The 25962-nt window shown below is 62.3% G+C and carries 21 protein-coding genes; 3 read left to right on the forward strand and 18 right to left on the reverse strand.

Annotation, left to right across the window (positions count from 1 at the left end):
- The first annotated feature begins 34 nt into the window (after window positions 1-34).
- Complete coding sequence (locus tag L9B60_RS09135) at window positions 35-1000, forward strand: metal ABC transporter ATPase (protein WP_249678165.1); 966 nt, start codon at window positions 35-37, stop codon at window positions 998-1000.
- A gap of 50 nt (window positions 1001-1050) precedes the next feature.
- On the opposite strand, the gene hldE is transcribed toward L9B60_RS09135, so the two are convergent.
- The 4 genes from hldE to msbA form a co-directional block, all read right to left on the reverse strand.
- Entirely contained in the window at window positions 1051-2472 is a 1422-nt protein-coding gene (hldE, locus tag L9B60_RS09140) for a bifunctional D-glycero-beta-D-manno-heptose-7-phosphate kinase/D-glycero-beta-D-manno-heptose 1-phosphate adenylyltransferase HldE (RefSeq protein ID WP_249678166.1), read from the reverse strand.
- Window positions 2473-2563: 91 nt separating this feature from the next.
- A complete protein-coding gene (locus L9B60_RS09145; RefSeq protein WP_249678167.1) occupies window positions 2564-3961 on the reverse strand; it encodes a PIG-L deacetylase family protein in 1398 nt (465 codons plus the stop codon).
- Window positions 3962-3967: 6 nt separating this feature from the next.
- A complete protein-coding gene (locus tag L9B60_RS09150; RefSeq protein WP_249678168.1) occupies window positions 3968-4864 on the reverse strand; it encodes a GNAT family N-acetyltransferase in 897 nt (298 codons plus the stop codon).
- Window positions 4858-6678: a lipid A export permease/ATP-binding protein MsbA gene (gene msbA, locus L9B60_RS09155; protein WP_249678169.1), complete on the reverse strand. Its 1821-nt coding sequence runs from the start codon at window positions 6676-6678 to the stop codon at window positions 4858-4860. The genes L9B60_RS09150 and msbA overlap by 7 nt, the downstream gene beginning before the upstream one ends.
- Window positions 6679-6806: 128 nt before the next feature.
- Here msbA and L9B60_RS09160 point away from each other — a divergent pair, with 128 nt between their 5' ends.
- Window positions 6807-7463, forward strand: a complete 657-nt coding sequence (locus L9B60_RS09160; RefSeq protein ID WP_249678170.1) for a protein kinase family protein — start codon at window positions 6807-6809, stop codon at window positions 7461-7463.
- A 36-nt stretch (window positions 7464-7499) separates the two neighbouring features.
- On the opposite strand, the gene L9B60_RS09165 is transcribed toward L9B60_RS09160, so the two are convergent.
- The 8 genes from L9B60_RS09165 to L9B60_RS09195 form a co-directional block, all read right to left on the reverse strand.
- Window positions 7500-8474 (reverse strand): glycosyltransferase, encoded by a 975-nt coding sequence (locus L9B60_RS09165; protein ID WP_249679694.1) that lies wholly within the window; start codon window positions 8472-8474, stop codon window positions 7500-7502.
- Between the two features lie 217 nt (window positions 8475-8691).
- On the reverse strand, window positions 8692-10140 hold the full coding sequence (locus tag L9B60_RS09170; RefSeq protein WP_249678171.1) for a hypothetical protein: 1449 nt from the start codon (window positions 10138-10140) through the stop codon (window positions 8692-8694).
- 32 nt (window positions 10141-10172) lie between these two features.
- The gene (locus L9B60_RS09175; RefSeq protein ID WP_249678172.1) at window positions 10173-11078 is read right to left on the reverse strand and encodes a glycosyltransferase family 2 protein; all 906 of its coding nucleotides are present in this window, start codon (window positions 11076-11078) and stop codon (window positions 10173-10175) included.
- Window positions 11065-12819, reverse strand: coding sequence for a carbamoyltransferase family protein (locus tag L9B60_RS09180; protein ID WP_249678173.1), 1755 nt, complete (start codon window positions 12817-12819; stop codon window positions 11065-11067). The genes L9B60_RS09175 and L9B60_RS09180 overlap by 14 nt, the downstream gene beginning before the upstream one ends.
- Window positions 12820-12962: 143 nt before the next feature.
- Entirely contained in the window at window positions 12963-13901 is a 939-nt protein-coding gene (locus L9B60_RS09185) for an immunoglobulin-like domain-containing protein (RefSeq protein ID WP_249678174.1), read from the reverse strand.
- Between the two features lie 36 nt (window positions 13902-13937).
- Complete coding sequence (locus L9B60_RS30470) at window positions 13938-14060, reverse strand: hypothetical protein (protein WP_283780587.1); 123 nt, start codon at window positions 14058-14060, stop codon at window positions 13938-13940.
- Window positions 14057-15514 (reverse strand): hypothetical protein, encoded by a 1458-nt coding sequence (locus L9B60_RS09190; protein WP_249678175.1) that lies wholly within the window; start codon window positions 15512-15514, stop codon window positions 14057-14059. Before L9B60_RS09190 ends, L9B60_RS30470 begins: the two co-directional genes overlap by 4 nt.
- 222 nt (window positions 15515-15736) lie before the next feature.
- The gene (locus L9B60_RS09195) at window positions 15737-17080 is read right to left on the reverse strand and encodes a hypothetical protein (protein WP_249678176.1); all 1344 of its coding nucleotides are present in this window, start codon (window positions 17078-17080) and stop codon (window positions 15737-15739) included.
- 770 nt (window positions 17081-17850) lie between these two features.
- Here L9B60_RS09195 and L9B60_RS09200 point away from each other — a divergent pair.
- Window positions 17851-19953 (forward strand): TonB-dependent receptor family protein, encoded by a 2103-nt coding sequence (locus L9B60_RS09200; protein ID WP_249678177.1) that lies wholly within the window; start codon window positions 17851-17853, stop codon window positions 19951-19953.
- 95 nt (window positions 19954-20048) lie between these two features.
- On the opposite strand, the gene L9B60_RS09205 is transcribed toward L9B60_RS09200, so the two are convergent.
- From L9B60_RS09205 to waaC, 6 genes are read right to left on the reverse strand one after another with little or no spacing between them, the layout of a single operon-like run.
- Window positions 20049-21491 (reverse strand): lipopolysaccharide kinase InaA family protein, encoded by a 1443-nt coding sequence (locus L9B60_RS09205; protein WP_249678178.1) that lies wholly within the window; start codon window positions 21489-21491, stop codon window positions 20049-20051.
- A complete protein-coding gene (locus L9B60_RS09210; RefSeq protein ID WP_249678179.1) occupies window positions 21491-22243 on the reverse strand; it encodes a lipopolysaccharide kinase InaA family protein in 753 nt (250 codons plus the stop codon). Before L9B60_RS09210 ends, L9B60_RS09205 begins: the two co-directional genes overlap by 1 nt.
- Window positions 22240-22974: a lipopolysaccharide kinase InaA family protein gene (locus L9B60_RS09215; protein ID WP_249678180.1), complete on the reverse strand. Its 735-nt coding sequence runs from the start codon at window positions 22972-22974 to the stop codon at window positions 22240-22242. The genes L9B60_RS09210 and L9B60_RS09215 overlap by 4 nt, the downstream gene beginning before the upstream one ends.
- The gene (rfaP, locus tag L9B60_RS09220; RefSeq protein ID WP_249678181.1) at window positions 22974-23780 is read right to left on the reverse strand and encodes a lipopolysaccharide core heptose(I) kinase RfaP; all 807 of its coding nucleotides are present in this window, start codon (window positions 23778-23780) and stop codon (window positions 22974-22976) included. Before rfaP ends, L9B60_RS09215 begins: the two co-directional genes overlap by 1 nt.
- Window positions 23777-24901: a glycosyltransferase family 4 protein gene (locus L9B60_RS09225; RefSeq protein ID WP_249678182.1), complete on the reverse strand. Its 1125-nt coding sequence runs from the start codon at window positions 24899-24901 to the stop codon at window positions 23777-23779. The genes rfaP and L9B60_RS09225 overlap by 4 nt, the downstream gene beginning before the upstream one ends.
- Entirely contained in the window at window positions 24901-25962 is a 1062-nt protein-coding gene (gene waaC / locus L9B60_RS09230; RefSeq protein ID WP_249679695.1) for a lipopolysaccharide heptosyltransferase I, read from the reverse strand. The genes L9B60_RS09225 and waaC overlap by 1 nt, the downstream gene beginning before the upstream one ends.

Raw genomic sequence — 25962 nt, forward strand, 5'->3', positions numbered from 1 at the left:
CACGCGGCCGACCCCGACGCAAGAAGGAGCCGACATGCCGCGAACGCTGATAAGAAAAAACCCCAGCAACTTCAAGACCCTGCCGCTGTTCGTCGAAGCCACCCCCGAAGGCCTGAGTTACCAAAGCGTGGGCATGCCGCTCAACTTTGCGCAAACCCTGCAACGGCGCAAGCCGGTAGAGGTCGCCGACAGCGAGCGCTTTGCCGTGGAGCTGGCCAACCTGGGCGTATCGGTACGCCTGACCCTGAACTGGCAGAACCGCGATTACTGGGTACTGGTGCGCCAGCGCCGCCAGGATCGCGGCGACGTGGTGCTCAAGCTGATTTCCGGCTACGTGCCGGCCCACGAGTTGAACCTGCCGCTGCACACCGCCGTGCAGGAAGTGGCCGAGGAGTGCCTGGTGGAAACCCCGGAGGGCTGGCTGGGCGGGCGCTTCAACGACACCTGGCTGCCCGCGCCCTACACCGGCGCCCTGCACTACCGCGAGGCCCTGCCTTTTCGCCTGACACCTCGTTCAGGCGCGGCAAGGCCGGTGCGCTGTGGCAGCCTGAACCTGATCGAACGGCCACGGGCCTACGTGCATTTGCCCACGGCTTCGTTGCAATTGATTTACGACCTGCGCCTGGAGATCCCGAAAGAGGCCAAGTCGGTGAGCCTGTTCCACGTCGACGAGCGCCTGGAAAAAGAGGAGCTGGTGGCACGCCTGGACCGTGGTAAACCCGACCTGTACCTGATGCCCCTCAAGGACGGCCAGCCCTGCGCCGAGCTCTACACCTTGAAAAAGGACCAGTTGCAGCCCGCCAGTACTCGCGGCCTGTACTTGGCCGAAAGCTTTGCCCCTCAGGTGGGCTGGCTGGTGCGAGAGGAGCGGATCAAATGGAAGGACTGGCTGCACCAACAAGGGCTGGCCGAAGCCAAGAAACCCCGCTCTGGCTTGCGCCGCCTGACCCATAAGGCACGGGCGCTGCTGCGCTTGGCGCGGGGTAGCTTGCACAAGTAGTTGTGTGCCACTGCTGCCCGGGCTCGCCCGGGAAGCAGGCACTGCCGCCATCAACGGCTGCGGATTTTCTCGACGATGGCGGTGGTCGAGCTGTTCTCCACCAACCCCAACACCTTCACGGTGCCGCCGTAGGCGCTGACGATGTCGGCACCTACCACCTGGTCCACCGAGTAGTCGCCACCCTTGACCAGCACGTCCGGGCGAACGTGGGCCAGCAGGTTTTCCGGGGTGCCTTCGGCAAAGCTGATCACCCAGTCCACCGCACCCAGGCCTGCCAGCACGGCCATGCGCCGGTCGACACTGTTGATCGGGCGGCCCGGGCCTTTCAATCGGCTCACCGAGGCGTCGTCGTTGACCGCGACGATCAACCGATCGCCTTGGGCCCGCGCCTGCTCAAGGTAAGTCACGTGGCCGGCATGCAAGATGTCGAAACAGCCGTTGGTGAACACGATGGTTTCATTGTGCGCACGGGCATCTTCGATCGCCAGTTGCAGTTGCTCCAGGCTCAGCACGCCACGCTCCGAACCCTCTTCGCGCTGGATGGCGCGACGCAGTTCCGGGGCGCTGATGGCGGCGGTACCCAGCTTGCCCACGACAATGCCAGCGGCGAGGTTAGCCAGCGCCACGGCATGGGGCAGGTCTTCACCGGCAGCGATCGCCGCGGCCAGGGTGGAGATCACGGTATCACCGGCGCCGGTCACATCGAATACTTCACGGGCACGGGCAGGCAGGTGCAGCGCCGGGTGATCCGGGCGCAGCAGGGTCATGCCGTGCTCGCCACGGGTCACCAGCAACGCGCCAAGCTCAAGCTCGCTCATCAACTTGGCGCCCTTGGCCACCAACTCCGCCTCATCGGCGCAGCCACCGACGATAGTTTCGAACTCGCTGAGGTTCGGCGTAATCAGGCTGGCACCACGGTAGATCGAGAAGTCCCTGCCCTTGGGGTCGGCAAGCACCGGAATGCCGCGGTCACGGGCGGCCTGGATCAGACTCTGGTGGTTTTTCAACGCGCCTTTGCCGTAGTCCGACAACACCAGCACCTTGATGCCCTCCAGCAGGCCGTCCACTTCGGCGCCCAGCGCCAGCGGGTCGGTGGCGAAGGGCTCTTCAAAGTCGATGCGCAGCAATTGCTGGTGGCGGCTCATGACCCGCAGCTTGACGATGGTCGGCTGGTGGGCGATGCGCTGGAAAATGGCGCGCACGCCGGCAGCCTCCAGGCTGTTGGCAAGGCTTTCGGCAGCCTCGTCCTGGCCGGTGACGCCGACCAGGGAGGCCGGTGCGCCAAGGGCTGCAATGTTCAAGGCAACGTTAGCCGCGCCGCCTGGGCGATCCTCGATCTGTTCGACCTTGACCACCGGCACCGGGGCCTCCGGCGAAATCCGTGAGGTACCGCCATGCCAGTAGCGGTCGAGCATGACATCGCCGACCACCAGAACAGGGGCTTGATCGAATCGCGGCATGGACAACTTCATGGGCAACCCACATACAAAAAATTAACAAGGGCGCGATATTAGCACAGGGTTCGCTACAGTCTGAGCACGGTGAAGCAGAGCCTAGGTCCTATCATTCAGAAAGCCGTCGCACCCAAAACAACTCATGGCGGCGCACTGCCTTGCGGAAAAACTCGTCCTCGCCAGTGGCCGGCCAACGCCGCCCGGCCAATACCTGCTGGATCAACCGGCGGATGCGCTTCTTCAAAGGGCGCTTGCCTTGCAGGTCGTGCTGCATGCCCAAGGCCATGGCCTTGTCCAATTGCACCGCAGGTGACAACAGCGGGCTCCACAGGGCATCGGCCGGCAACGGCTCGATGGCCGGTGGCAAGGCAATGCCAGTGCCGGCTGGGCCCATGGGCCAGCGGTCGTTGTCGTGCAAATGGTTGGCGTAGAACAGGGCGGTGTCCGGCTTCCACTGGCTTTGCGCTACTGCTTGCAGCAACGCTTGCGTGGTAGCGACGTGATCGGCGTGGGGGTCGAGTTGCGGGTGGGGGGTAACCAGCACCTGCGGGCGGAAATGCTCGAGCAACGCCACCAGGTCCGCCACCAGGTTGTGCCAGGTGGGCTGGCCGTCGGCATCGGCGGGCAGCGGCAGCGGGTTGTGCTGGCGTACGGTACGTACGTCCGCCTCGCCCGACTCGCGAGACCCGCATGCCGTGCCTGGCGCAGCGGCCATGGCCGGCAATTGCAGGCAGTAATAACCCAACTGCACGCAACGGCTGGCCGGCACCCCGCCCCACAGCGGCACCGCCAGGCTGTCCCAACTGCGCAGGCGGCCCTTCAGGCGTGCAGCCTGGGCTTTATCCAGCCCCAGCGCCTGGTAATCCTGGGCCTCGATTTCGCCTTGGGTGAGGGTGACGATACTGGTTTCGGCGCTGCGGCTATAAAGCCCGAAAGCCGCCAACTCGGCATCATCGGCATGGGGTGCCAGCACCATCACCCGGCGCCCGGCGTGGTCCGGGTTGCTCAAGACGTACAACTGCGCGCTGCCGGGCAACCTGCAAAACACGCCGCGCACACCGAGCGCACCGGCAACCAGGGCATCGCGCTGCCCGGACAGGTTGAGGTAGCGGCGCCCGGCAACCCCACGCTCGAACTCCTGCCGGTCATCGCCCAGTTGCACGTAAGGGTCGATCCAGCGGCCCAGCCAAGTGGTCTTGAGGCTCAACTCCAGGATCAGTGTCTCGCCTTCAGCCAGGGGCTGGCTGAGGCCAAGCACCGTGCCGAGGCTGACCGTCTGCTGGGGCGTACCCTCGGGAAAACGGTAGTGATAGTCATCACCGGGGCGGTAGAACAGATGGTCGGCAAACCACGCCTCATGGGCCACCCAGCCGAGCACCAGCAACACCGGCACCAGCCACCAGGCAATGAAGGTGCCGAGCAACGCCAGCACCAGCAGCGCGCCGATCAGGGTCAGGCGCTTGGCCCGGCGGTGGGCCTTGAGCAAAGCTTGCTTGCGGTCGCTCATGGGCAATTACACCTGGTAGACCGGCACCGTGTGGCACCAGCGGTCTTTGTATTCACGGTCGGCACGGCCAAAGGAATAGCGCAATGGCTTGCCCAGTGCCCGGGCAGCCTCCCACGCCTGCTGGGTGTTGACGAAGCTCAACACGCTGCCGGGGCTGAACTCGCGGCTTTGCGGGTCGACGCCGCCGTTGATGTATTCCAGCGACACCCAAGCTGGCGCCTCGACCTTGTACAAGATCTGGATCGCGACTGGCGCGCCTTCGAGCATCACCACGGAGCCAGTCATGAACTCGCGCATCAGTTCGAACACCTGGGCCAGGTGCGCCTTGCCGGGTGCTTCGAAATTCCAGCGGCGCTGGAACAGGTCGGCGTACATGGCCGCAAGCTCTGCCGGGGTAAAATCGAGGATGGGCTGCAAGGCACCGCCCGCCTCTTCCAGCAGCCGCTGTTCGCGGCGTTGGTTGTAGCGAAACTTCTTTGAGTAGTCTTCCGGCAAGCGCGCCAAGGCCAGGCCTTCGGGTTGGGGCTTGAGGGTGCTGACCACATTGGCGTTAAGCTCGGACACATAACGCGCGCGCTGGCGCACAGGCACCTGCACGCCTTCGGCCACCGGCAGGATGATCTCGGCATTGCCCAGGTCGAACAGGCCTTTTTTGCCGTGGCGCTTGAGCACGTCTTTGGACAGTGCCAGGTGCTGGCCCCAGCAGGGTAAGGCGGCGACGATTTCACCGCCCTGCACCCAACCCAGGTAGCGCACCGGGATCTGCGCAAGGCCGGCCAGGCGCTCAACCACCTGGGGGTGGGTCGCCACGCTGCCACCCAGGCGCTGCCAGGTGTCTGCGTAGGTCTGTGGGTCAATTGCTGTCCAGCCACGTTCACGCCAACCGCGCAACGCCCTCAGCATAGGTCGACCGCGTGCTCTGGCTGGGCGTCGCCGCCCTCTTCGAATTGCCTGGCGTGCAGACGCGAGTAGTAACCGTTCATGGCCAGCAGTTCGGCATGGGTGCCGCGCTCGACGATCCGGCCCTGGTCCATCACCAGGATCAGGTCGGCTTTCTCGATGGTGGTCAGGCGGTGCGCGATCACCAGGGTGGTGCGGTTCTTCATCACTTCGTCGAGCGCGCCCTGGATATGGCGCTCCGACTCGGTGTCCAGCGCCGAGGTGGCCTCGTCGAGGATCAACAGCGGTGCATTCTTGAGCAGCGCACGGGCAATCGCCAGGCGCTGACGCTGGCCGCCGGACAACAGCACGCCGTTCTCACCGACCAGGGTCTGGTAGCCGTTGGGCATTTTCTCGATGAACTCATCGGCGTAGGCCGCCGCCGCTGCACCCTTGATGTGTTCCAGCGGCGCACCGGCCAGGTCGCCGTAGGCGATGTTGTTGGCCACGGTGTCGTTGAACAGCGTGACGGCCTGGGTAACCAGGGCGATGTGCCGGCGCAAGTTGCGCAGGCGCAAGTCCTGGATCTCGACGCCGTCGAGCAGCACTTCACCCTGCTCGTGCTGGTAGAAGCGCGGTATCAGGCTGGCCAGGGTCGACTTGCCGCTACCCGAGCGGCCGACCAGGGCCACCATCTGCCCGGCTTCGGCAACGAAGCTGATGTCGTCCAGTACCAACTTGTCGGTGCCCGGGTACTGGAAGCTCAGGTTGCGCACTTCCAGGCGGCCGCTGACGTTGTCGCGCTCGACGCTGCCGTTGTCGACTTCGGCGGGCTCGTCCAGTTGCTCGAAAATGCTTTCGGCACCGGCCACGCCCTTCTGGATGGTGGAGCTGACTTCGGACAGCTGGCGGATTGGCTTGGGCAAAAGGCCGGCCATGGTGATGTAGGCCACCAGGTCCCCGGCAGAAGCATCACCGCGCAGGTACAGCACCAGGAACATCACGATGGCCATGCCGGAGTAGGTCACCAATTGCAGCATCGGGGTGTACACCGCGCCGGTCTTGGTCATCTTCAGCTGTTTCTCGGTATTGCCCAGGCTGGCATCCAGGAAGCGCTTCTGCTCGTAATCCTCGCCACCAAAGCTGCGAACCACGCGGTAGCCCTGGATGGTTTCGGAGGCCACGTGGGTCACGTCGCCCATGGACACCTGGATCTTCTTGCTCTGCTTGCGAAACTTACGGCTGGTGCTGTTCACCATCACCGCGATCAACGGCAGGATCGCCAGCATTACCAAGGTCAGGCGCCAGTTCATCCACAGCAGGGCACCGAACAGGAATACCACGGTCATACCTTCACGGATCACTACCTTGATGGCGTCGGTGGCGGCACCGGTGACCATGGTCACGTTAAAGGTGATACGCGAAATCAGGTGGCCAGAGTTATGGTTGTCGAAGTAGCGGTTGGGCAACTCCAGCAACTTGTTGAACAGCACCACCCGCAGGTCGTGCACCAGGCCCAGGGAAACCCGGGCCAGGAAGAAGTTGCCCAGGTACGAACCACCGCCCTGCCAGGCCGCGATCAGTACGATCATCAGCGGCACCGCCTGCAACAGCTGCAGGTGGGCCAGGTAGGGGTTGTTGGGGAACAGGCTGGCCTCGGGGTTGGAAAGCCCGTCGACGAAATACTTGAGGATGTAGGCCAGCATCGGCTGAGTCGATGCAAAAATCAGAAAGCCCACGATACTGAGCATGAACATGCCGATGTAGGGGCGCACATAAGTCAGCAGGCGCAGGTAGATCTTCAGCGTGGATTGGGCGCGAGGGTCAGGACTGCTCATCGGATTCCATACATGACTGTAAAAAAGAAAGATGATATCACACCCCCCAGGCCCCTCGAATGAAGCTGGTAACAGCCCAGAAACGTTCAGTTCGGGTAAGATGTGCGGCTTCTATCCGGGGACACCGCATGCAACCACTCGATCACAGCACCTACTTGGCACTGCGCGAAGGCGCAAACGTGCTGGAAGCCGATGGCTCCGGGGACAAAGTGCTGCAATTGCGTGATGGCCGTTTCCTGAAACTGTTTCGCCGCAAGCGCTTGCTCACCTCGGCCGCCCTGTACCCTTACGCTCAGCGTTTCGCCGACAATACAAAGGCCCTGCAGGAGCGCGATATCCCCTGCCCGGACATCCTGGCGGTGTACCGCATCGCCAGCATCGAACGCGATGCGGTGTACTACGAGCCATTGGCCGGCGACACCGTGCGCCACTTGATCGACCAGCCCGAACTGGCCGCGGTGCTGCGCATCCGCCTGGGTGGCTTTGTCGCGCAACTGCATGACGCCGGCGTTTACTTTCGGTCGCTGCACCTGGGTAACGTGGTAATCACCCCGGAGCAGCGCCTGGGGCTGATCGACATTGCCGACCTCAAGTGCCAACGCAGCCCCCTGACCATCCGTCGGCGCCTGCGCAATTTCCGTCACTTGATGCGTTACGAGCAGGATTACCGCTGGTTGCTCGGCGATGATGGAGGCAAGACCTTCCTGGCCGCCTATCAGGCAGCCCTGGCCCCACGCTCGAGCCGGCCGGGCATGATGGAACGCTTGCAGGAGTTGTTCTGCTGAAGCGCTGCTCGCAAGCACGCGAGCAACGCCTGGCGCTTACTTGACGGCCAACTGGTAGCGCAGCCGCACCCACAGCCGCTGCAACAGGCTGAGCGCCGGGCGCGGGCGTACCGGCAAGCTGACCGACTGGGCCAACTGCTTGCCCACCACCGAAAAGCTGTAGCGCTCCTCGGCAAGTGCCTGGCCGGCCTGGGCGATGCGCTGAATCAGGGCCGGGTCGGCCTGCAGCACCTTGATCTTGGCCACGGCCTCGTCGACGGTGCGGTACAGCACGACGTTGACCATGTCCTGGAAGCCTAACTGCGAGACCTCTTCCTGCCCCTGGTCGGTGGTCACCAACATGCAACCGCAGGCCATGGCCTCGAAGTTCTTGATCATGTACTCGCCCATGCCGGTATCGGCACTGACAAAGATCTGGATACGGTTGATGGCATCCCGGTAAGGGTTGCCAGACTTGGTGCGGGTAATGGCCAGGCTGGTGCTTTTCGCGATGCCGTTGAGCATCTGCAAGCGCTCGGTATAGGCGACGCCCTTGAGGCTGCCGATAAACCCCAGCGGCACGTCGCGCGGCCCATGCAGGTTTTGCAGCATCTGCTCGTCATAGCCCTTGGAGACAAACACCGCGTCGATGCCGTCTTCACGCAGGCGCCGCGCCACCACCGCGCCGGAACACAGCACACGGGCCGATGGCAACTGGCGATAAAACGAGGTGTACTTGCCCTGATACTTGCTGAACTGCATGTAGTTCTGGCACGCGTCATGTTCGACGAACACCAGCCCCGGAATGCATTTGAGCAATGACACCTGGTCCATCAGCCATTTCAGGCGGGCGAACACCACCACCCGGTCATAGGCCTGGTAATCGTTGGCGCGGAAAAACCTGCCCAGGTTTTTCTGCTGGGCCTTGCTCAGGCGGTAGATGTCGCACTGCCCGCAATGCTGTTGGAGCACCTCGTAGAGGTGGTCGAGGATGACTCTCTGCTCATCCATCACCAGCAACATGACCTTCATTGCAACGTCCCCCGCGAGCTGCTCGCCTTGCACGGGGCGGCTGCCAGCCAGATGATGTTCCTGGGCCTGTTCATGATTCCCTTTGAATGCAAAACCATCGAGTCCTGACATCAACTTACTCTCTCTAAGCGCTCAGCTCCTGCAGACGCAATTGTATTAGCCGGCGAAACAACCCTTGGATCGCTCACGGCCTTTTCACTTCAGGGCGTCCGAGCGCTCAGTCGCCAATCACCAGCACCGTGGCGCCTTTGCGATTGGCATAATGTTCCAGTACCTGCTTGTGTTCCCGGGCAAGCCAGGCCTGCAGCCATGGCTCATCCCCACGCGCCTCGACCAGGAAGTAACGATACTCCCCGACATGCGCCGGGCTCATTGCATCCTCGCGGGTAATGGTGGGTACTACGTACCCCCGACCTGCGTAATAGGCAATGCGCCCATCATCATAATAAACCGGTGTTGCAGCCTCTACATGCTCGGCCAGCCAATGGCCCGCCTGCACGTAATGGGTCTTTTGTGCCCCCAGCGTCAGCACGTTGTCGGTCATGACCAACAGTGCCAGCACCACGACGGCCTTGCCCAGGCGCGGAAAACGCTCGGCAAACACCATTAGCGCGACAGCTGCCAACGGTACTGCAAGCAGGTTCAAAAAACTCACGTAGCGTGAATTGAGAAACTGTTCGCGCAAATAAAACAACATCAACACAATCACGTAACACAACGCGGCCAGCGCCAACGGGCGGAACTCACGCCCATAGACACGTACCGCAGCCCAACTGCGCCGGTACAGGAACGGCGCGGCAAAGGGGCCTGACACCATCACGAACTTGATGAACAACGAGGCCAGCAAGCCAAAGAAGACGATGCGACCGGCTTCGTCCCGCGAGTACTTGTTGACCAGGCTGTTGCCGAACTGCTCGGACAAGGTATTGAACGCCCCCAGCACCTGATGCGGGTCGAGCATATTCAAGTAAACGCCGACGCGCCCGGAGTGAACGCCCCCATGGCTGAACAGCCACGCCGCCGCCAAAACCACCCCCAGAGCGGGCAAGGCAACGAATTGCAGGATACGCCCCCAGTGGCCGTCGCGCACCCCCAACAGTTGCCAGGCCAGCAACGCGGGCAGCAACATCAAGGCTTCCAGCCGGAACAGCGCCGCCGCGGCAATGGCCAGGTGAATCAGCAGCGCCTGCAGCCAGCCGCCCTTGGCCTGCCAGCGCATGGCCTGCCACAGCGCCAGCACGCAGAAGAACCAGAAGCCGAATTCGCGCAAGATGTCATAGCGGAACTGGTTGAACGCCGGCATCGCCAGCACCACCAGGCAGGCCCAGTAGCTGGCCGCCGGTACCCGTTGGCGCACGATATCGACCATCAAGGCGCAGGTACCGGCCATGAACAGCGCGCACCACAGGGTAGCGCTCAGCAACAGCGGCAGGTGCAACAGCGAATGGGTGCCCACCAGCAGGAAAATAAACCACGGCCAATCGAATATCTGGAAGGCCACCTGCGGGCCTTGCTCGATGATCCGTTGGGCAATCGTGAGGTAAAGCGCAGCGTCGCGATCGATGACGCTGGTGCCCAGCACTGCCACCAGGGAAAGCAGCAAGCTGCCAAAAAAAGCCAGCCGAACCGGGGACAACCCTTTCAGCCGGGAAAAAAGTTCGTGCACCCTTATCTCCAGATACCCGTTGCCTGCACGGCCTACGATTTAACCAACAGGCGCAAAACCTTGCGCACGTATGTCCAGCGCATCGCCTGGCCCGGGCTCAGCTGCCAGGCGCGCAAATAGAAGCGGCGCGCCGCTGCCGAATCTTGCGCCAACAACGCGCCGCGAAACAGTGAAAGATAGCTTTGCGCCTCGAAACGCCGGCGCAATGGCTGGCAGTCCGCGGGCAATTGGGCGAACGCCTCGCGGGCGACGTCCATGGCAAAGGCTTCTTCATTGTCGCGCCGGTGGCGCAAGCTGCCAGCATGCTTGTAGATCCGTGCCACGGGGTCAGCGGTCAGCGCCACGGGGGCACTGACCAGCAAGTAGGCGAACACCGGTATATCTTCACCGGTGCTGAGCATTTCCGGGTACGGACGCTGCAACAGCAGGTCGCGCCGGAACAACGTGCAACTGTGTGACACCGAGAGGGTTTTCTTCAGCAAGTAACGGCTGATCAACTCGCGCGCAGACAAGGCCGGTACCGGCGTGGGCTTGCGCACCCGCTCGCTACCGTCCGGATACACCGACACATAGGCCGCCAGCACGATGCCGGCATCTGGCGTTTCGGCCAGTGCCGCACTCAGGCTGGCCAGGGCAGTGGGCAATAGCTCATCGTCGGCATCCAGCAGCAACACGTGCCGCCCTTGCGCCAGGCGTATGCCGTGGTTGCGCGCCGACGCCGCCCCGCCATTGGCCTGGTCGACGACCTGCACTTGAGGGTAACGCGCCGCGTAATCGCCCAGCACCTGCAACGTGCCGTCGGTGGAGCCGTCATTGACGACGATCAGCTCCAGGCCGTCGCGCCACTGGCCCAGGACAGAGTCCAGGGCTCGCGGCAACAGGTGTGCATAGTTGTAGGCCGGGACGATGACGCTGATCTGCACTTCAGGGTGCGGCATGGCCACTCACGCTGTCCTTGACCACCAGGATGTCCTCCATGATCAAGTACTGCAGGTCCGAGCCGAAGAACATGTTCAGCGCGTCGGTTGGCGAGCAGATCATCGGTTCGCCACGACGGTTGAGCGAGGTGTTCAGGGACACGCCGTTGCCGGTCAGGTCCTCCAGCGCCTTCATCATGTCGTAGTAGCGCGGGTTGTATTCACGCTTGAGCACCTGGGCCCGCGAGGTGCCGTCTTCGTGGACGACTTCCGGCACGCGGGTCTTCCACTCATCCGACACCTCGAAGGTGAAGGTCATGAACGGCGCCGGGTGATCGACCTTGATCATCTGCGGGCCGACGGTGTCGAGCATCGAGGGGCAGAAAGGCCTCCAGCGCTCGCGAAACTTGATTTGTTCGTTGATGCGGTTGGCCACGCCCGGCACGCTTGGGCAGCCGATGATGGAGCGACCGCCCAAGGCGCGCGGGCCGAACTCCATGCGGCCCTGGAACCAGGCCACTGGGTTGCCATCGACCATGATCTGGGCAATGCGCTGGGGCATGTTGTCGATTTTTTGCCAGGCCGGCTTGCTCGGGTGGCGAGCACAGGCGGCAATCACGTCTTCGTTGCTGTACTCGGGGCCCAGGTACACGTGCTCCATCTTCTCGACCGGTACGCCGCGGGCGTGGGACACATATGCCGCCGCGCCCACCGCGGTGCCGGCGTCGCCGGAAGCGGGCTGCACGAACAACTCCTTCACGTCGTCACGGGCGATGATCTTCTGGTTCAGCTTGACGTTCAGGGCGCAACCGCCGGCGAATGCCAGCTTGCCGGTTTCCTTGAGCACGTCGCCCAGGTAGTAGTCGATCATCTGCAGCGAGATTTTCTCGAACAGCGCCTGCATGCTGGCCGCGTAGTGGATGTAAGGCTCGTCGGCGATGTCGCCTTCGCGCTTTTTACCCAGCCATTCGATCAGTTTGGGCGAGAAGTAAAAACCCTTGCCCTTCTCTTTATAGCGACGCAGGCCGATGACGTTGGCGTAGTCGGTGTTGATTACCAGTTCGCCGTTTTCAAAGCTGGCCAGGCGCGAGAAGTCGTACTTGCTGGCGTCGCCATACGGCGCCATGCCCATGACCTTGAACTCGCCATCGAGCATCTCGAAGCCCAGGAATTCGGTGATCGAGCCGTACAGGCCGCCCAGCGAATCCGGGTCGAAGAATTCCTTGATCTTGTGGATCTTGCCGTTTTCGCCGTAGCCGAAAAAGGTGGTGGCGTACTCGCCCTTACCATCGATGCCCAGGATCGCGGTTTTCTCTTTGAAACCGGAGCAGTGGTAAGCGCTGGAGGCGTGGGCCAAGTGGTGTTCAACGGGCTCGATCTTGATTTTTTTCGCGTCGAAACCCAACTGCTCCAGGCAGAACACGATCTTGTTGCGGTAGCGCTTGTAGCGGCGGTTACCCATCAACAGTGCGTCGAGGGCACGGTCCGGGGCGTACCAATAACGCTTGGCGTAGTGCCAGCGCGCCTTGCCGAACAGGCTGATCGGGGCGAACGGGATCGCCACCACGTCAACGTCGGATGGCTTGATGCCGGCCTGTTCCAGGCAGAACTTCGCCGACTCGTAGGGCATGCGGTTCTTTGCATGTTTGTCCCGCACGAAGCGCTCTTCTTCGGCCGCTGCGATCAGCTTGCCGTCGATATACAGGGCCGCGGAGGGGTCATGGCTAAGGGCGCCGGACAAGCCAAGAATCGTCAATGCCAAGGGTCTAGCCTCTTTAATACGGAATATGTGCGCCAGCGGCCCGCGGGGCGACTGGCGGCGAAAGGCGGGGATTATAGCGTAATACGCGGGCGTGTAGCAGGCTTGGGCTGTATCGGGCTTGGCAGAATGGCGCTACGTAACGGCTACCTGTCCGCACCCAACCCATAGTATTTGCCCCCAGGGGGTACCTGCTTGAAAACAAATTGGTCAATGCGCAGCACCGACGCATACCCCTGGCCATCCCCGTCACGGGTCCAGAACCATTTTTGCAGGAACTGGGGCGGCAGCTGGCCCCTGAAATGGCTGTGCACGATATCCACACGTGAATTAGTGACCGGGAAGCCGGCGTTTTTTGCGGCATTTCGCACTTTAGCCCATGTATCGGGGCCAAAAAACTTGCAGCGCACCACCGCCGTGGCCGGCACGCAAAAGCTGTAGCTTTGCTGCTGGCCCAGCGCGTCGGTCACGGTAATGACGGTCGTCCCTGCACCTTTCGGCCACAGAGTGCCCGCCCCATCCACCACAGCCACCGCCGGGTTACTGGACGCGAACGCGTAAGGCGCCAGCCCGCCCGAAGGCAGATGCCCCATCTGGCTCAGTTGCGCCACGTACTGCGGATAGTCGACCAGCACCGGTACCAGTTGATTGCTTGCCCAACTCAAGGGTGAACTGCCGAGCGAGAGTGGCGGCTTGGTTGGCTCGACGATCACAGGGTCTGGTTCTGGGTCAGGCGGCACTTCCTCTTGCGCAACCCCGACCTCGAACTCAAGCGTTGCGCTGAGCCATTGCTCAGCGTCGCGCACCATGGCGTAAAAAAGCATCACCGGTTTGCCGGTATTGGCGGCTATGGCCGTATCCGCAATGAGAAACTCAACCCGGCCTGAAGTGCTGTCACCCCATCGCGGCTCCAAATCAGGTGTGCCATCGCCCGGTTCGCCCACCCAGTTCAGCGCCACCAAATCGCTGTCGCGCATGTCGGGGTAGCAGACCGTCACCTTCAACCCGGCGGCCTGCGGAACCAGCAACCCGTCGGCCAAACCCTCAAGCAGTGGCGCTGGCAACTCTGTGTCTTTGGTATTCATGCCCCATCCCTCGTCGCCGATTGAAAGTGCGGAACGTCACTGCGCCATGGTCTGGTCCGGTTGGTCATCCACCGCCCCGCCGCCCCTGAACACCGCCAAGGCCCAGGTGGCCAGCGTTGTGATCGCAGGCGCGCCGACCGGTTTGCGTGGGTGGTTCACGGCATCAGTGCCTGGTCTTCCAGGTGAAAGCTGAAGGTGGAAGGGATGCCGTCGCCCAGTAACACGCGCACCACGGGCAGCACCTTGCGGGTACTGTTGTAGTAGTCCTCCTGGATGTACTTGGCGCCCGCTAGCGCACCGGCAGCGTCACGCTCGTTGGCGTAGAAAATGGCTTCGAGGGGCAATTGCAGCGGAATATCCTGCGGCCAGGTTTCCAGCATGATTTCGTTATGTTGAGGCCGCTCGACAGGCGGAGAAAAATGCGCACGCACTGCCACGCTCAAGGCAAAGGCATCCTTGTTCGACGCGAAAGCGCATTGGTGCTGGTAACGAGAGTCCCCCCCACTGACCGCGTGGTAATGGCTGATCCACTTGGCAAGGGTGTCGACACCCAGTGACGAACAGTAAAGGCTGGTGGTGGGATAAAACCGGCTGGCACCGCAGCCCTGGTTGGCACGGAAGAGCGTTTGTGCATCGGACGGAAACGCGCATAGCAAGCGGATCGGCCGGTCACCCGCTTGCAGGGCCGAATCGAAATCCTTGAACACGACCCCCATCGACGCGGCCCAACTGAAATACTGCATACCCACGTCACGGCGAATGTAAGAAAAGGACACCCCCCCGCTGCTGACCGAGTTGGGGCTGGGGTTCCAGGAGTGAAAGCTGGCGCCGTAGCCAGTTACCCTCATCAGCACGCCATTGCAGTAGTAAGCCGCCCGACCATCGCAGTCATTGCGCGTGTCGTTGTAGCGAGCGTCTAGCCGCGCCGCAACCAACTTGCCATTTTCAATGCTGTCGGACGTCAGGGTCAGCTCAATCGGCGCCGAGACCTGCCACTCCTCCTGCCCTTGCACCTTGTAACGGTAAGACACTGAAACCCGCCGGCCGAGATTCTCCAGCAACCATGCCCTGGGCAATGCAAACCGCACGGGCTGGTCGCCTGTCACGACCTGCGCAGCAGTGGTGCGGGTTACCACACCGTCCCAGGTAACCTGCACCGTGTCATTGGCCGCCAGCCCCGCGTAGTACACCTGGGCCGTAGCGTCCTGCGCGACCCTGCTGATGTTGAGCACCCCGTCGACCGCCTCCACGACCTGGAAGGCCGGGTCATTTGCACTGCCCAGTACCTGCAGCGTGAGCGGGGCAGATAGTTGCTCGGCGCCTGTACCCCCCACCCTATAGGCGTAATTGAGTACCACCGTGTGCCCCAGGTTTTCTTCAATCCACGCCCTGGGCAATTGAAAGCGCAGCACGGTGGCTATAGCGACAGTCTTTGTTTCGGTGGTATGGCTGCGGGTGCCTTGCCAGGTCACACGCACGGCGTCACCGGGGCCCATGGGGTAGTAGACTTCTGCCGTGGCATGTTCACCCACTGCGGCCGGGTCCAGTTCGCCATTGGGCGCTTCGCTCAGGCGAAAAATCTCCAAGGCCCGCGCCGCGCTCATCATGAGCATTGGGCGGGGCGTTGGTTCAGGTTGCGGCGCTTGGCAGGCACTCAATGCAAGGCATAGCCCCCAACACCAAAGTCGACGATTGATCAGGCGCATCGAAAACCTCCTGCAAGGCAAAATTTGGTCGAGCGCCACCCCCGCAGGGTTTGATTGCCGGCGCCTGTGCAAGTAAAAAAGTGATCATGAATTGGGCGCCAATCGCCCCAGTCATGGCCTGTTATTGACCTAGAGCGTGATTCGCCATACCCGCGAAAACAGCAATGTTTCGCCGGGTATGCGCCGCAGTACGCTGTAGTTGATCAACACAGTTTTGCCGCGGTTCTCCGTGATCCAGGCCGCAGGAATGTTGAATTGCTCAACCCTGCCGGTAACCACATTCTGGTGGCCGGTGTCATGCACGACCACGCCGGTCCAGCGCACCCGAGCCGATTGCCCGCTAGCCAGCGCCGGGTAGGTCACCGACACCACCTGGTTATTCGCAGAGATGCGCGGCGCAGGCAAGTCGATGGGTTGCGGGCTGACGCGCAAAGTGAACTTGGCCGAGGTCGCCATCAGCACCCCGCCCCGGTAAACCGTGTACTCGATGAGCGCGGAGCGGCCTATCACGTCCACCACCTCAAGGCGCGGAACCGGGAAGTCGATAATGCGTGGAGTCGTGACCTCGACGATTTCTGACCAATAGACGATGGCATCGTGTGACCATCGGACCCGAATCGTAGTACCCGCCATACCGGTAAAAATAGGCACGCGAACATGAATGAAATCGCTGTCGTAGATATCCGGGAAGTTCAAGTAGTCGGTAGGCGCCTCCACGACAATTGGCCTTGGCGCGGTAATCGGGCCTGACGCCTGGAGCGTCAGTGGCAACGATGGAAAAGCCTGCGCCAGATGCTCCGGCAGGCTGCCATCGAAGCTGACTTTCAACTCTATAGCCAGGGGGGAAGGTGCCAGCAGCCCCTGAAGGTCGACCCGAGGCAGGGTAATGTTCAAACCTTGCGCAAATTCCTGCGGGGTAATTACGCGGCCCGCCGCCAATGTGATCACCCTGGCGGTCCCGTCGCTGGCCGTGCCCATGGCTCGCAGCCAGATTCTCTGGCCTGCGGTAATCAACGGCCAGCGCACGGCCAGCACCTGCGCATCCCCGATGAAGGCGTTGAGGTCCAGCACCAAGGTGCCGTTGGTTTGCGGCACCGTGGGCGCGGTGAGGTCGGCCTGGGAAAGGGCCAGCACTGCCAAGTCAAGGATGTCCGAGGTGTACTGTTCGCCGTCACGCAGCACCGCGTAAAACAAGGTGACCGACTTACCCAGGTTCGCGGCGATCGCAGAGACCGGTACCGACACATCGACAAACCCCATCACGCTGCCATTGATAGGCGCCAGGTCCGGCGTGCCGGGGCCGGCGGTGCCCAGCCACAGCACCGCAATCAGATCACTGGCGCGCATGTCATCGTAGCGAACCTGGGCCGTGGCGCCATTTTGCGCACTCATCGCAGGCAGCTGATCGGGGTTCTGCACCGCCTCGAGCACCCTGGGTGCCGGCCAAGGGGCGGTCGCCAGCGCGCCGTTCAAGACCGTAGCCTGCAGGGAAGCCGAACTGCCACCTGTGGCAAAGGCGCATAGGCCTTGAACTCTTTCACTTATTCTTCCCCACTATAATTAATAGCTGGAAACAGTAAACAGCACTGCACGGCGCACAGTAGCAAGCGACATGAAAGGCACTTTAAAAACCGCGCAATAGACCAAGCCAACACGTATAAAAAACTAGCTGATGGCCGTTATAAGTCCAGAAAAGAATAAATATTTTCCGCCAGTGTAAATGGTAATTTTCGTTTCAAAAAAACCATTCATAACATCAGAAAAATAAGTCCAACACCTCAAATAATAATTTACATCTTCAACTACCCATTAGCGCCAAACTGCTCATCTGTACCCATGAACAGTAACAACACTGCGGACTTCTGGACCTTGAACGATGGCGCTGAATTGAATGTAAATAATCGCCGCGGCTCACAGAAAAACTTCTGCGCACTGCAGGCAATGCCATGCAACGCCACCAAACTTATTACCCTGCAAGTTACGCATCGCTCCAATCCATTCTGTTAGGCGCCGCAGTACCGCTGCCTGCTTGGGCCAAGCAACTTACCTTGCAGCGTGAGCCACCGTGACTTCGCGAGCGGAGATACATTTCGGTGGGGCTTGACCCTGGGCGCCTGCTGATACCCGCTGCGCAGGTGAACCGTGGCGCGCCCTTCGCGGATAAATCCGTTCCTCAGAGGTGTCGCGGAGTTGGTAAACTTGTACCGATTAGTACATAGACAATTTCTGGACTGCCTTCCTCCATGATCCCACCCTTTCTGCGTCGCCGCAGCCTGCTCACCAGCCTGTTGCTGGCTAGCCCCCTTGCCCATGCCGATACGCCGGTCATCGTACTGGATTCAAGCGTAGTGACCGGTTCGCGCAGCGAGACCAGCACCTTTGACCTGCCGTATTCGGTTAACAGCGTCAGCCGCGAGCAGATTCGCGACGGCCAATTGGGCATCAACGCCTCCGAAGTACTGCAACGGGTGCCGGGTCTGGTGGTGCAAAACCGCCAGAACTACGCGCAGGACCTGCAAATATCTTCCCGAGGCTTTGGCGCACGCTCAGCCTTTGGCGTGCGCGGCCTGAAGCTGATCGCCGATGGCATCCCCGCCAGCACCCCGGACGGCCAAGGCCAGGCGGCGACGTTCAACCTGGACACCGCTGATCGCATCGAAGTGCTGCGCGGCCCAGCTGCCACGCTGTACGGCAGCAACGCCGGCGGGGTGATCCAGATGTTCTCCCGCGACGGCGAAGGCGCGCCAAGGCTGGGCGCCGAAACCCTGGTGGGCAGCGACGGCATGAGCAAGAACCATGTGTACGCCGAAGGCGCCGCCGAGGATGTCGGCTTCGTGCTGGACGCCTCGCGCATGGACACCGACGGCTACCGCGACCACAGCGCCGCGCGCCGCGACACCACCTTCGCCAAGGTCAACTTCAAGCCCGACGACGATAGCAAGATGGCGCTGATCTACAGCAGCCTGGAACAGAACGGCACCCAAGACCCGCTGGGCCAGAGTTGGGATGCCTATAAGGCCGACCCGCGCTCGGTGGCCACCAACGCCCTGACCTACAACACCCGCAAAAGCATTGACCACCAGCAACTGGGCCTCAATTACGAGCGCTACATTGGCGACGCCACGTTGCAGCTCACCAGCTACTACGGCACGCGCAACGTGATCCAGTACCTGTCGATCCCCAAGGGCACCCCGGCCGATACGCGCGGCGGTGGCGTGGTGGCCTTCGACCGCACCTTCTACGGTGGCAGCCTGCACTGGGTACAACCGATACTCAGCGCGCCCGGCGAGTTGAAAGTAATCGCCGGCCTTGATTACGACCGCAGCCAAGACGACCGCCAGGGCTACCAGAACTACGTGGGCAACACCCTGGGCGTGAAAGGCGCCATGGCTCGCGACGAAATCGACACCGCTACCAGCCTGGACCCGTTCGTGCAGGCCAACTGGGCCTTGGGCGACTGGACCTTTCAAGCGGGCGTGCGCCACAGCACCATGCAGATGGACGTGGATGATCATTTCCTGAGCAACGGCGATGCCAGCGGCAACAAGAAGTACCAGCAGAACTCGCCGTCGTTCAGCGCGATGTATGCCTTTACCGAAAACCTGCACGGCTACGTCAGCGTCGGCAAGGGCTTCGAAACCCCGACCCAGGCCGAGATGGCCTACGCACCGGGCAATGCCGAAGGCTTCAACTTCGCCCTCAAGCCGTCCACCAGCAAGCAATACGAAATCGGCCTGAAAGCGCGCATTGCCGAAGACACGCGCATCAATGCAGCGCTGTTCCAGATCAGCACCGACGATGAACTGGTGGTGGACGAATCCACCGGCGGGCGCACCAGCTACCAGAATGCCGGCAAAACCCTGCGCCGCGGCGTAGAAATTTCCCTGGACAGCCAATTGAGCGAACAGTGGAGCACCCAACTGGCCTATACGCACCTGGAAGCCACCTACGACAGCGACTTCATCAGCGGCAGCGGTACCACCGCCAAGCAGATCGACAAGGGCAACTACCTGCCGGGCGTGCCGAAGAACACCTTGTTCGGCGAGCTGAAATGGCAGCCGCGCGATTGGCTAAGCACCGCCCTGGAGGGCATGTACCGCAGCCAGGTGTACGTGGAAGACACCAACCAGGACAAGGCCGCACCGGCTTATGCGGTATTCAACTGGCGCACGCGGTTCGAGCAGAAGGTCGACCACTGGACCTTCCACCAGACCTTGCGGCTGGACAACCTACTGGACCGCCAGTACGTGGGCTCGGTAATCGTCGGCGACAGCAACAAGCGCTATTACGAGGCCGCGCCGGGGCGCTCGTGGTACGCGGGGGCGGGGGTCGAGTACGGCTTCTAACCCCAGCCCGTAGGAGCGGATTTATCCGCGAAAGGCCGCTGCGGTGTACTGTTAAACCACAGCGGCCTTTTGCGGATAAATCCGCCCCTACGGGGTCAGGAAGCGGATTTGGGCAACCGCGCATCCAGCAATTGATGCAGCGCACTGCCCACCGGCCAGTTGCGCAAGAACCGCGCACGGTCGCGTGCATAGGCTGGCGCAAAGCTACTGGCGCTCGAATGCTGGCACACCCCGTCCAGGTCGATCAGCGCCCAGCGCTGCTCGTGCCAGAACAGGTTGTAACCCTTCAGGTCACCATGGCTGATGCGCTCGCCGATTAGCTTGGCGAACAGTTGGTCCAGTGCCAACAACTCCTGCTCAGGCACCGCCCCGGTGTCGATGTGCGGCTCGAAGCGGCGCATCAGGTCGGGGCCGGCCAGGTGTCCGGTCACCAGGTACGCGGTGCTGCGCAGCCACAGGAAGCGCTTTTCCAGCACGGCCAGCGGCTTGGGCGTGGCGATGCCGAGGAAGGTCAGGCGGTTGCCCTCCACCCACGAGTGCCAGGCCCGGCTTGGCCGCCAGAAGCGCTTGAACCAGTGCATCAGGCCTTTGATGTTGTAGCGCTTTACCAGTAGCGTACGCCCTTGCAACTCGACCCGGCCGACCGTGGCGGCGCCACCGGTCTTGTAAAGCGTGCCTTGCATGAGCTGCGTGTCGGCATCGGCCAGCAGCGCCAGCATGGCTGGCTCTTCTTCCCGGCGCATGGCCCGCAGGCCAAAGGCGCCGCGGCTCACGCTGAACAACGAACACTCGCGGCCCACCTTGCTCAGCAGGTCCTTGAGCCGCCAACTGCGCACCTTGTCGATCTGTTTCTGCAAGGCTTCCAGGGGCAACGCATGTTCGCCATTGGCCATCAGGTACTGCACCAGCAGCTCTTCGGTATACGGCTCGAAGGCTTTAGGCAACTGGGCGAAAAACACCCCCAGATTCTGCAACACTCGCGGACGTGACAGCGGTTTGCCTGCGTCTTCGACGCAAATGCCGGCGCCGTCGATCAGGTACAACTGGCCGCCTAGGCGCAGCAGGTTGTCCAGGTGCAGGTCTTCCTGCCACAGGCCCTTGGCGTGCATCTGTGCCACTGCGGCCAGGGCCTCACCCAGTACTTGGGTCTGCTCATCGGCCAGCGGCGGCAGGTGTTCAACGCTGGCCCAGGCTTGCGCCAGGCTTTGCGCGCCTTCCAGAAATTCGAACAGCAGCCAGCCGCCTTCGCCGTCTTGCAAGCCTTCGGCCAGCAGCAACGGCGTGGTCAGGCCTTGCTCGGCCAGCAATCGAACACCATCACGCTCACGCTGAAAGTGCCGCGCGGCCTTGCTGCCTACCAACAATTTTGCCAGCACCGGCCGACCGCGCCACACCGCGGCGCCCACGTAACGCTGGCCGGGCAATACACGCAGTAGGCTAAGCACCTGCAGGTTGCCCGGGCCCGCAGCGTCGGCCAGCTCCAGCGTGAGCGGCAGTGCCGGTGTGCGGCCGGCGTCCTTGAGTTGCGACAGGCGCATCAATGGGCTCCCTTATGCTGGCGACGCTTGTGCAAGCGGCCGACCCAGGCCTGCAACAGCGGGCTGTCTTGTGGCGCACGCAGGTATACCGCCAAAAACTGCCGTACCTCGGTTTCGCCCCAGGCATCGGCACGGCGGAACAGCGGCTCCAGGTCCTTGACCCGATCACGCTGGCCAAACAGCCGCGGGCGCGTTTTTTCAAGATCAATCAACTGCGCCTGAAAGGCTTCGCCACGGGCGCGCAGGAAGATGTGCTTGGGATAGAAGCAGCCATGCACTTGCCCTGCGTCGTGCAGCGTGCGCGCCAGTTCACCGCAGGCAGCCACGATGGCCTGGCGCTGCGCCGGGTCGAAATCACCCCAGCGCTGCAACAGTTCATGCAGGTCGGTCCAACCGTCCAGCGCACGGGTCATGAGAATCGCGCGCATCTCGCCGTTCACTTTGCGCTGGCCGTAGTACACCGCCTGCAACGCCGGGATACCGAGCTTCTGGTAGCGGCTAATGTTGCGAAACTCGCGGGAAAAGGTCGGCTCGCCCAGCGGATGGTGCAAGGTACGGGTCAAGTAACCGCTCTGGCGCTTGAGGTAAAAGCCACGGCCCTCCAGCTCCAGGCGGTAGACGCTGCTCCAGCCGCCGCGCTCGGTGTTGGGCTCGTCCACCGCATCCAACTGCACTTGCCACAACTGATCGAAGTCAGCCAGGCCATGGCGCTCGAGCAGCGATTGCTCGGCACTTGCAAAGAAATCGCTCATTCGCGCCCCTCGAAAAACGTGACGATATGCCGAATACGCAGCTTGTCCGATGCATTCAGGCGCTCGCGCCTGCGGTATTGCAGGTAAAAGCGCAGCCGTTGGGTGCGGGACAGCTTGTATTTGGCTACCTTGTCCAGGCAGGCCAAGTCCTTGGTAATGCGATAGCGTAGCCAGAAGCTGACCCAGAACGCGCCGTTGGGGCAGTCGATAAAAAACAGCGTGTTTTGGTCGTCCACCAGCAGGTTGCGCCACTTCAGGTCGTTATGGGTGAAGTGGTTATCGTGCATGGTGCGGGTATAGGTCGCCAACTGCCGGCTGATGCCATCGACCCAGGCCCGGTCCGCCAGGCGCGCATCGTTGCGTTCGGCCAGTGCCGACAGGTCTTCGGTACGCGGCAGTTCGCGGGTGATCAGTGCGCCACGGCCGAATGCCGCCCCGCGCCGCTCCAGGCCGTGGGCAACGATTTCAGCGGTGGGGATGCCCCACTCGGCAAAGCGCTTGAGGTTCTGCCACTCGGACTTGACCCGTGGCCGGCCCAGGTAGCGGCGCAGGCCCTTGCCTGCCCCCACATAGCGTTTGACGTAGTAGTTGACGCCATCGCGCTGCACGCGCACCACTTCTGACAAGGGGTCGCGGGTCAGCCGTTCGCCTTGCAGCGCGAACACCGCCTCCAGGGTGCCGAAGTCGGCATGCAGGTGGGCGTAGGCAGGCTTGAGGTTCCAACCCGCCATCAGAGCGCATCCCCGTAGCGCAATTTGCGATCGTACAATTTGTTGGCCTTGGTTTGCAGCCAGCCGAGCAACGCGGCTTCGTCCTTCAGGATCTGGCGCAACGGCTGCTGGAAGTAGCCACGCAGGAAGCGCAGCTTGTCACGTTGGGTCAGGCCGATGTCCAGCGCCGAGAAGTACAGTGCGGCCAGGTCCTTGTCGCGCCAGCGGGTGGTGATGCTGGCACGGGTTTGCGCACGGTGCAGGTCAATCACCGACAGTTTGAAGTCATCGGCAGTCACCGGTTTGTCGGTGTGCAGCAAGAAATGGCAGATGTAGCAGTCGCGGTGGTTGACGCCTGCGCGGTGCATCATGCCGGTCATGCGCGCCACTTCGGCGATCAGCGCGCGCTTGAGCCGTGGCTGCGGCGGCTGGGTGCGCCAATTGATGCTGTAGTCTTCCAGGCTCTCGGTAGGCGCCAGCTCTTGGGTCACGATGAACGAATGCTGGTCGGCCGGGTTGCTGCCGCGCTCGCCGTAGGCCACGGCGGTCATGGTCGGTACACCGACTTCGTGCAGGCGCTGGATGGCTTTCCATTCCTGGCCGGCGCCGAGCACCGGCAGCTTGGCGGTGAACAGGTTCTTGAAGATCTCGCCCCAGCCGATGCCGCGGTGGATCTTGACGAAATACCCGCGCCCATCGACCTCGGTGCGCAGCGTGCGTCGTGCTTCCAGCTCGCGGTACACCTGGCCCTGCAGCGCTTCGACCTCGACGAAGGGGTCGCGCCCGGCCCACAGGCGTTTGAAGGGTTCGGCCAGCATCAGCTTCATGAGCGCGGCTCCGCGAGGATCACATCGGCCGCGTGCTGCGGCATGCTGTAGAGGTCAGCCGTCTCGGCAAATGCCAACCCGTTGCGGCCCCACGCTGCGCGGGCGCCGTCATCGGTCAACATCTGCGCCAGGTAGGCGTTCAACTGGCTTTGCTCGAACGGCTCGTCGAGCACCCGGCCGGCGTCGGCTTCGGCTATGTAATGGGCATAGCCGCACACTGCCGATACCAGCACCGGCAAACCCGCTACCAACGCTTCTAGCAGCACGGTACCGGTGTTTTCGTTGTACGCGGGGTGGATCAACAGGTCAGCGCCCAACAGAAAACGCGGGATGTCGCTGCGGCCCTTCATAATCTCGACCTGATCGCTCACGCCAAGGGCTGCGGCCTGCAACTGGAAATATTTGGGCTCGTCCTGGCCGATGACATACAGCCGGGTACGCTTTTTAAGTTCCGAAGGCAGCGCGGCCAAGGCTTTGAGGCTGCGGTCCACGCCCTTGGTCTTGAACCCGGAGCCAATCTGCACCAACAGCAAGTCATCTGCCTTGAGCTTGAACTCCTCGCGGAACTCGGCGCGGATCTGCGGTGCATTGGCTGGCGCGCGGCGGTCGTGGGTGATGCCGGGTGGCAGCAGGTGGAAGCGCTCCACTTGGGTACCGTAGTGCTTGATGAACAACGGCTGCTGCACTTCGGAGATCATCAGGATCTCGGTTTTGGACGCGCGATCGAATACCGCGCGCTCATACTCGGCGAAATGGCGATAGCGGCCCCAGCGCTTGTACAGCGGGTTGCGCAGGGTCTGGGCCTTGTCTTCGTAGCAGCCATCGGCCGCGTAATACACGTCCAGGCCCGGCATCTTGTTGAAGCCGATCAGGCGGTCGACCGGGCGCTTGGCCAGGTCGGCCTGCATCCAGGCGCTCATCTTGATGTTGCGGCTGTGGTTGGACCAGGCCTTGACCGGGATCACCAGCACCTCGAAGCCGGGCGGCACGTCGCCTTCCCAAATCAGGGTATAGACGCGGATCGTGTGCCCGCGCGCCTGGCACTCCAGGGCAATGCGCATGAAATCGCGCTGCAGCCCGCCAAACGGGAAATACTTGTAAAGCACAAACGCCAGTTGCATCAACGAAGATCCTCAGCCAGTAACAATGCGCTTAGTCGGCTCGCCACACGCTCGGGATTCAGGCGAGTGAAGCACAAAGGCCACTCGCGCTTGAGATCGAACCGACGCTGGTCTTCCGGCGTCGGCTGATAAGTACATTTTTTTTGCAGGCACGGTGCGCACGGGAAGTCGCTGCCCAGGTGCACCTGGCCCTTGCCGTAGGCACCGGTGAGCCCCGGGTTGGTGGGGCCGAACAGCGAAATGGTCGGCACGTCCAGCGCTGCCGCCAAGTGCCCCAGCCCGGTGTCCACGGCCACGCAGGCCTTGGCCTGGGCCAGCACCCTGGCCACCCCCGCCAGGTTCAATTTGGGCAGTACCACGGCGTTTTTCAAGCCTGCGGCAATACGTTCGGCGCGCTGGTGCTCGGCCAGGTTGCCCCAGGGCAGGCGCACCTCGATATTGGCGGCACCCAGGCGCTCGGCCATTTCCCGCCAATAGATTTCGGGCCAGTGCTTGGTGTCCCAAGTGGTGCCATGCAGGAACAGCACGAACGGTGTGGCGGGCGTTTTCTCGACCAGCCGCGCACGGTTGAGCCCATAGTCACCCAAGCCCTTGGGCAGGTCGTAGCCCAGCGCCACGGCAAACAATTGGCGCAAACGCTCCACGGCATGCTGCCCACGGCCCACGGCCAAGCGCCGGTCGTAAAAACGGCTGGCCAGGGGCTCGCGCGCCGATCGGCTGTCGAGCCCGGCAATCGGCGCCTTGACGTAACGGGTCAGCCAGGCACTTTTGACCAGCCCCTGGGCATCGATCACCAGGTCGTAGTGATGCTTGCCCAGGATTTGCTTGAAGCGGCGCCATTCACCGCTCCGGAACGTTTCCCAGAGGTTCTTGCGCCAACGGCGGATGGCCACCGGGATGACGTTATCCACCGCCGGGTGCCAGGACGGGATTTCCGCAAACCCCTCCTCCACCACCCAGTCAAACCGGATGCCGGGGATGGCACGCATGGCGTCGGTCAGCGCGGGCAGGGCGTGGATCACGTCCCCCAGCGAAGATGTCTTGATCAACAGTACCCGCAA

This window comes from Pseudomonas abieticivorans, from assembly GCF_023509015.1.
Taxonomy (GTDB): Bacteria; Pseudomonadota; Gammaproteobacteria; order Pseudomonadales; family Pseudomonadaceae; genus Aquipseudomonas; species Aquipseudomonas abieticivorans.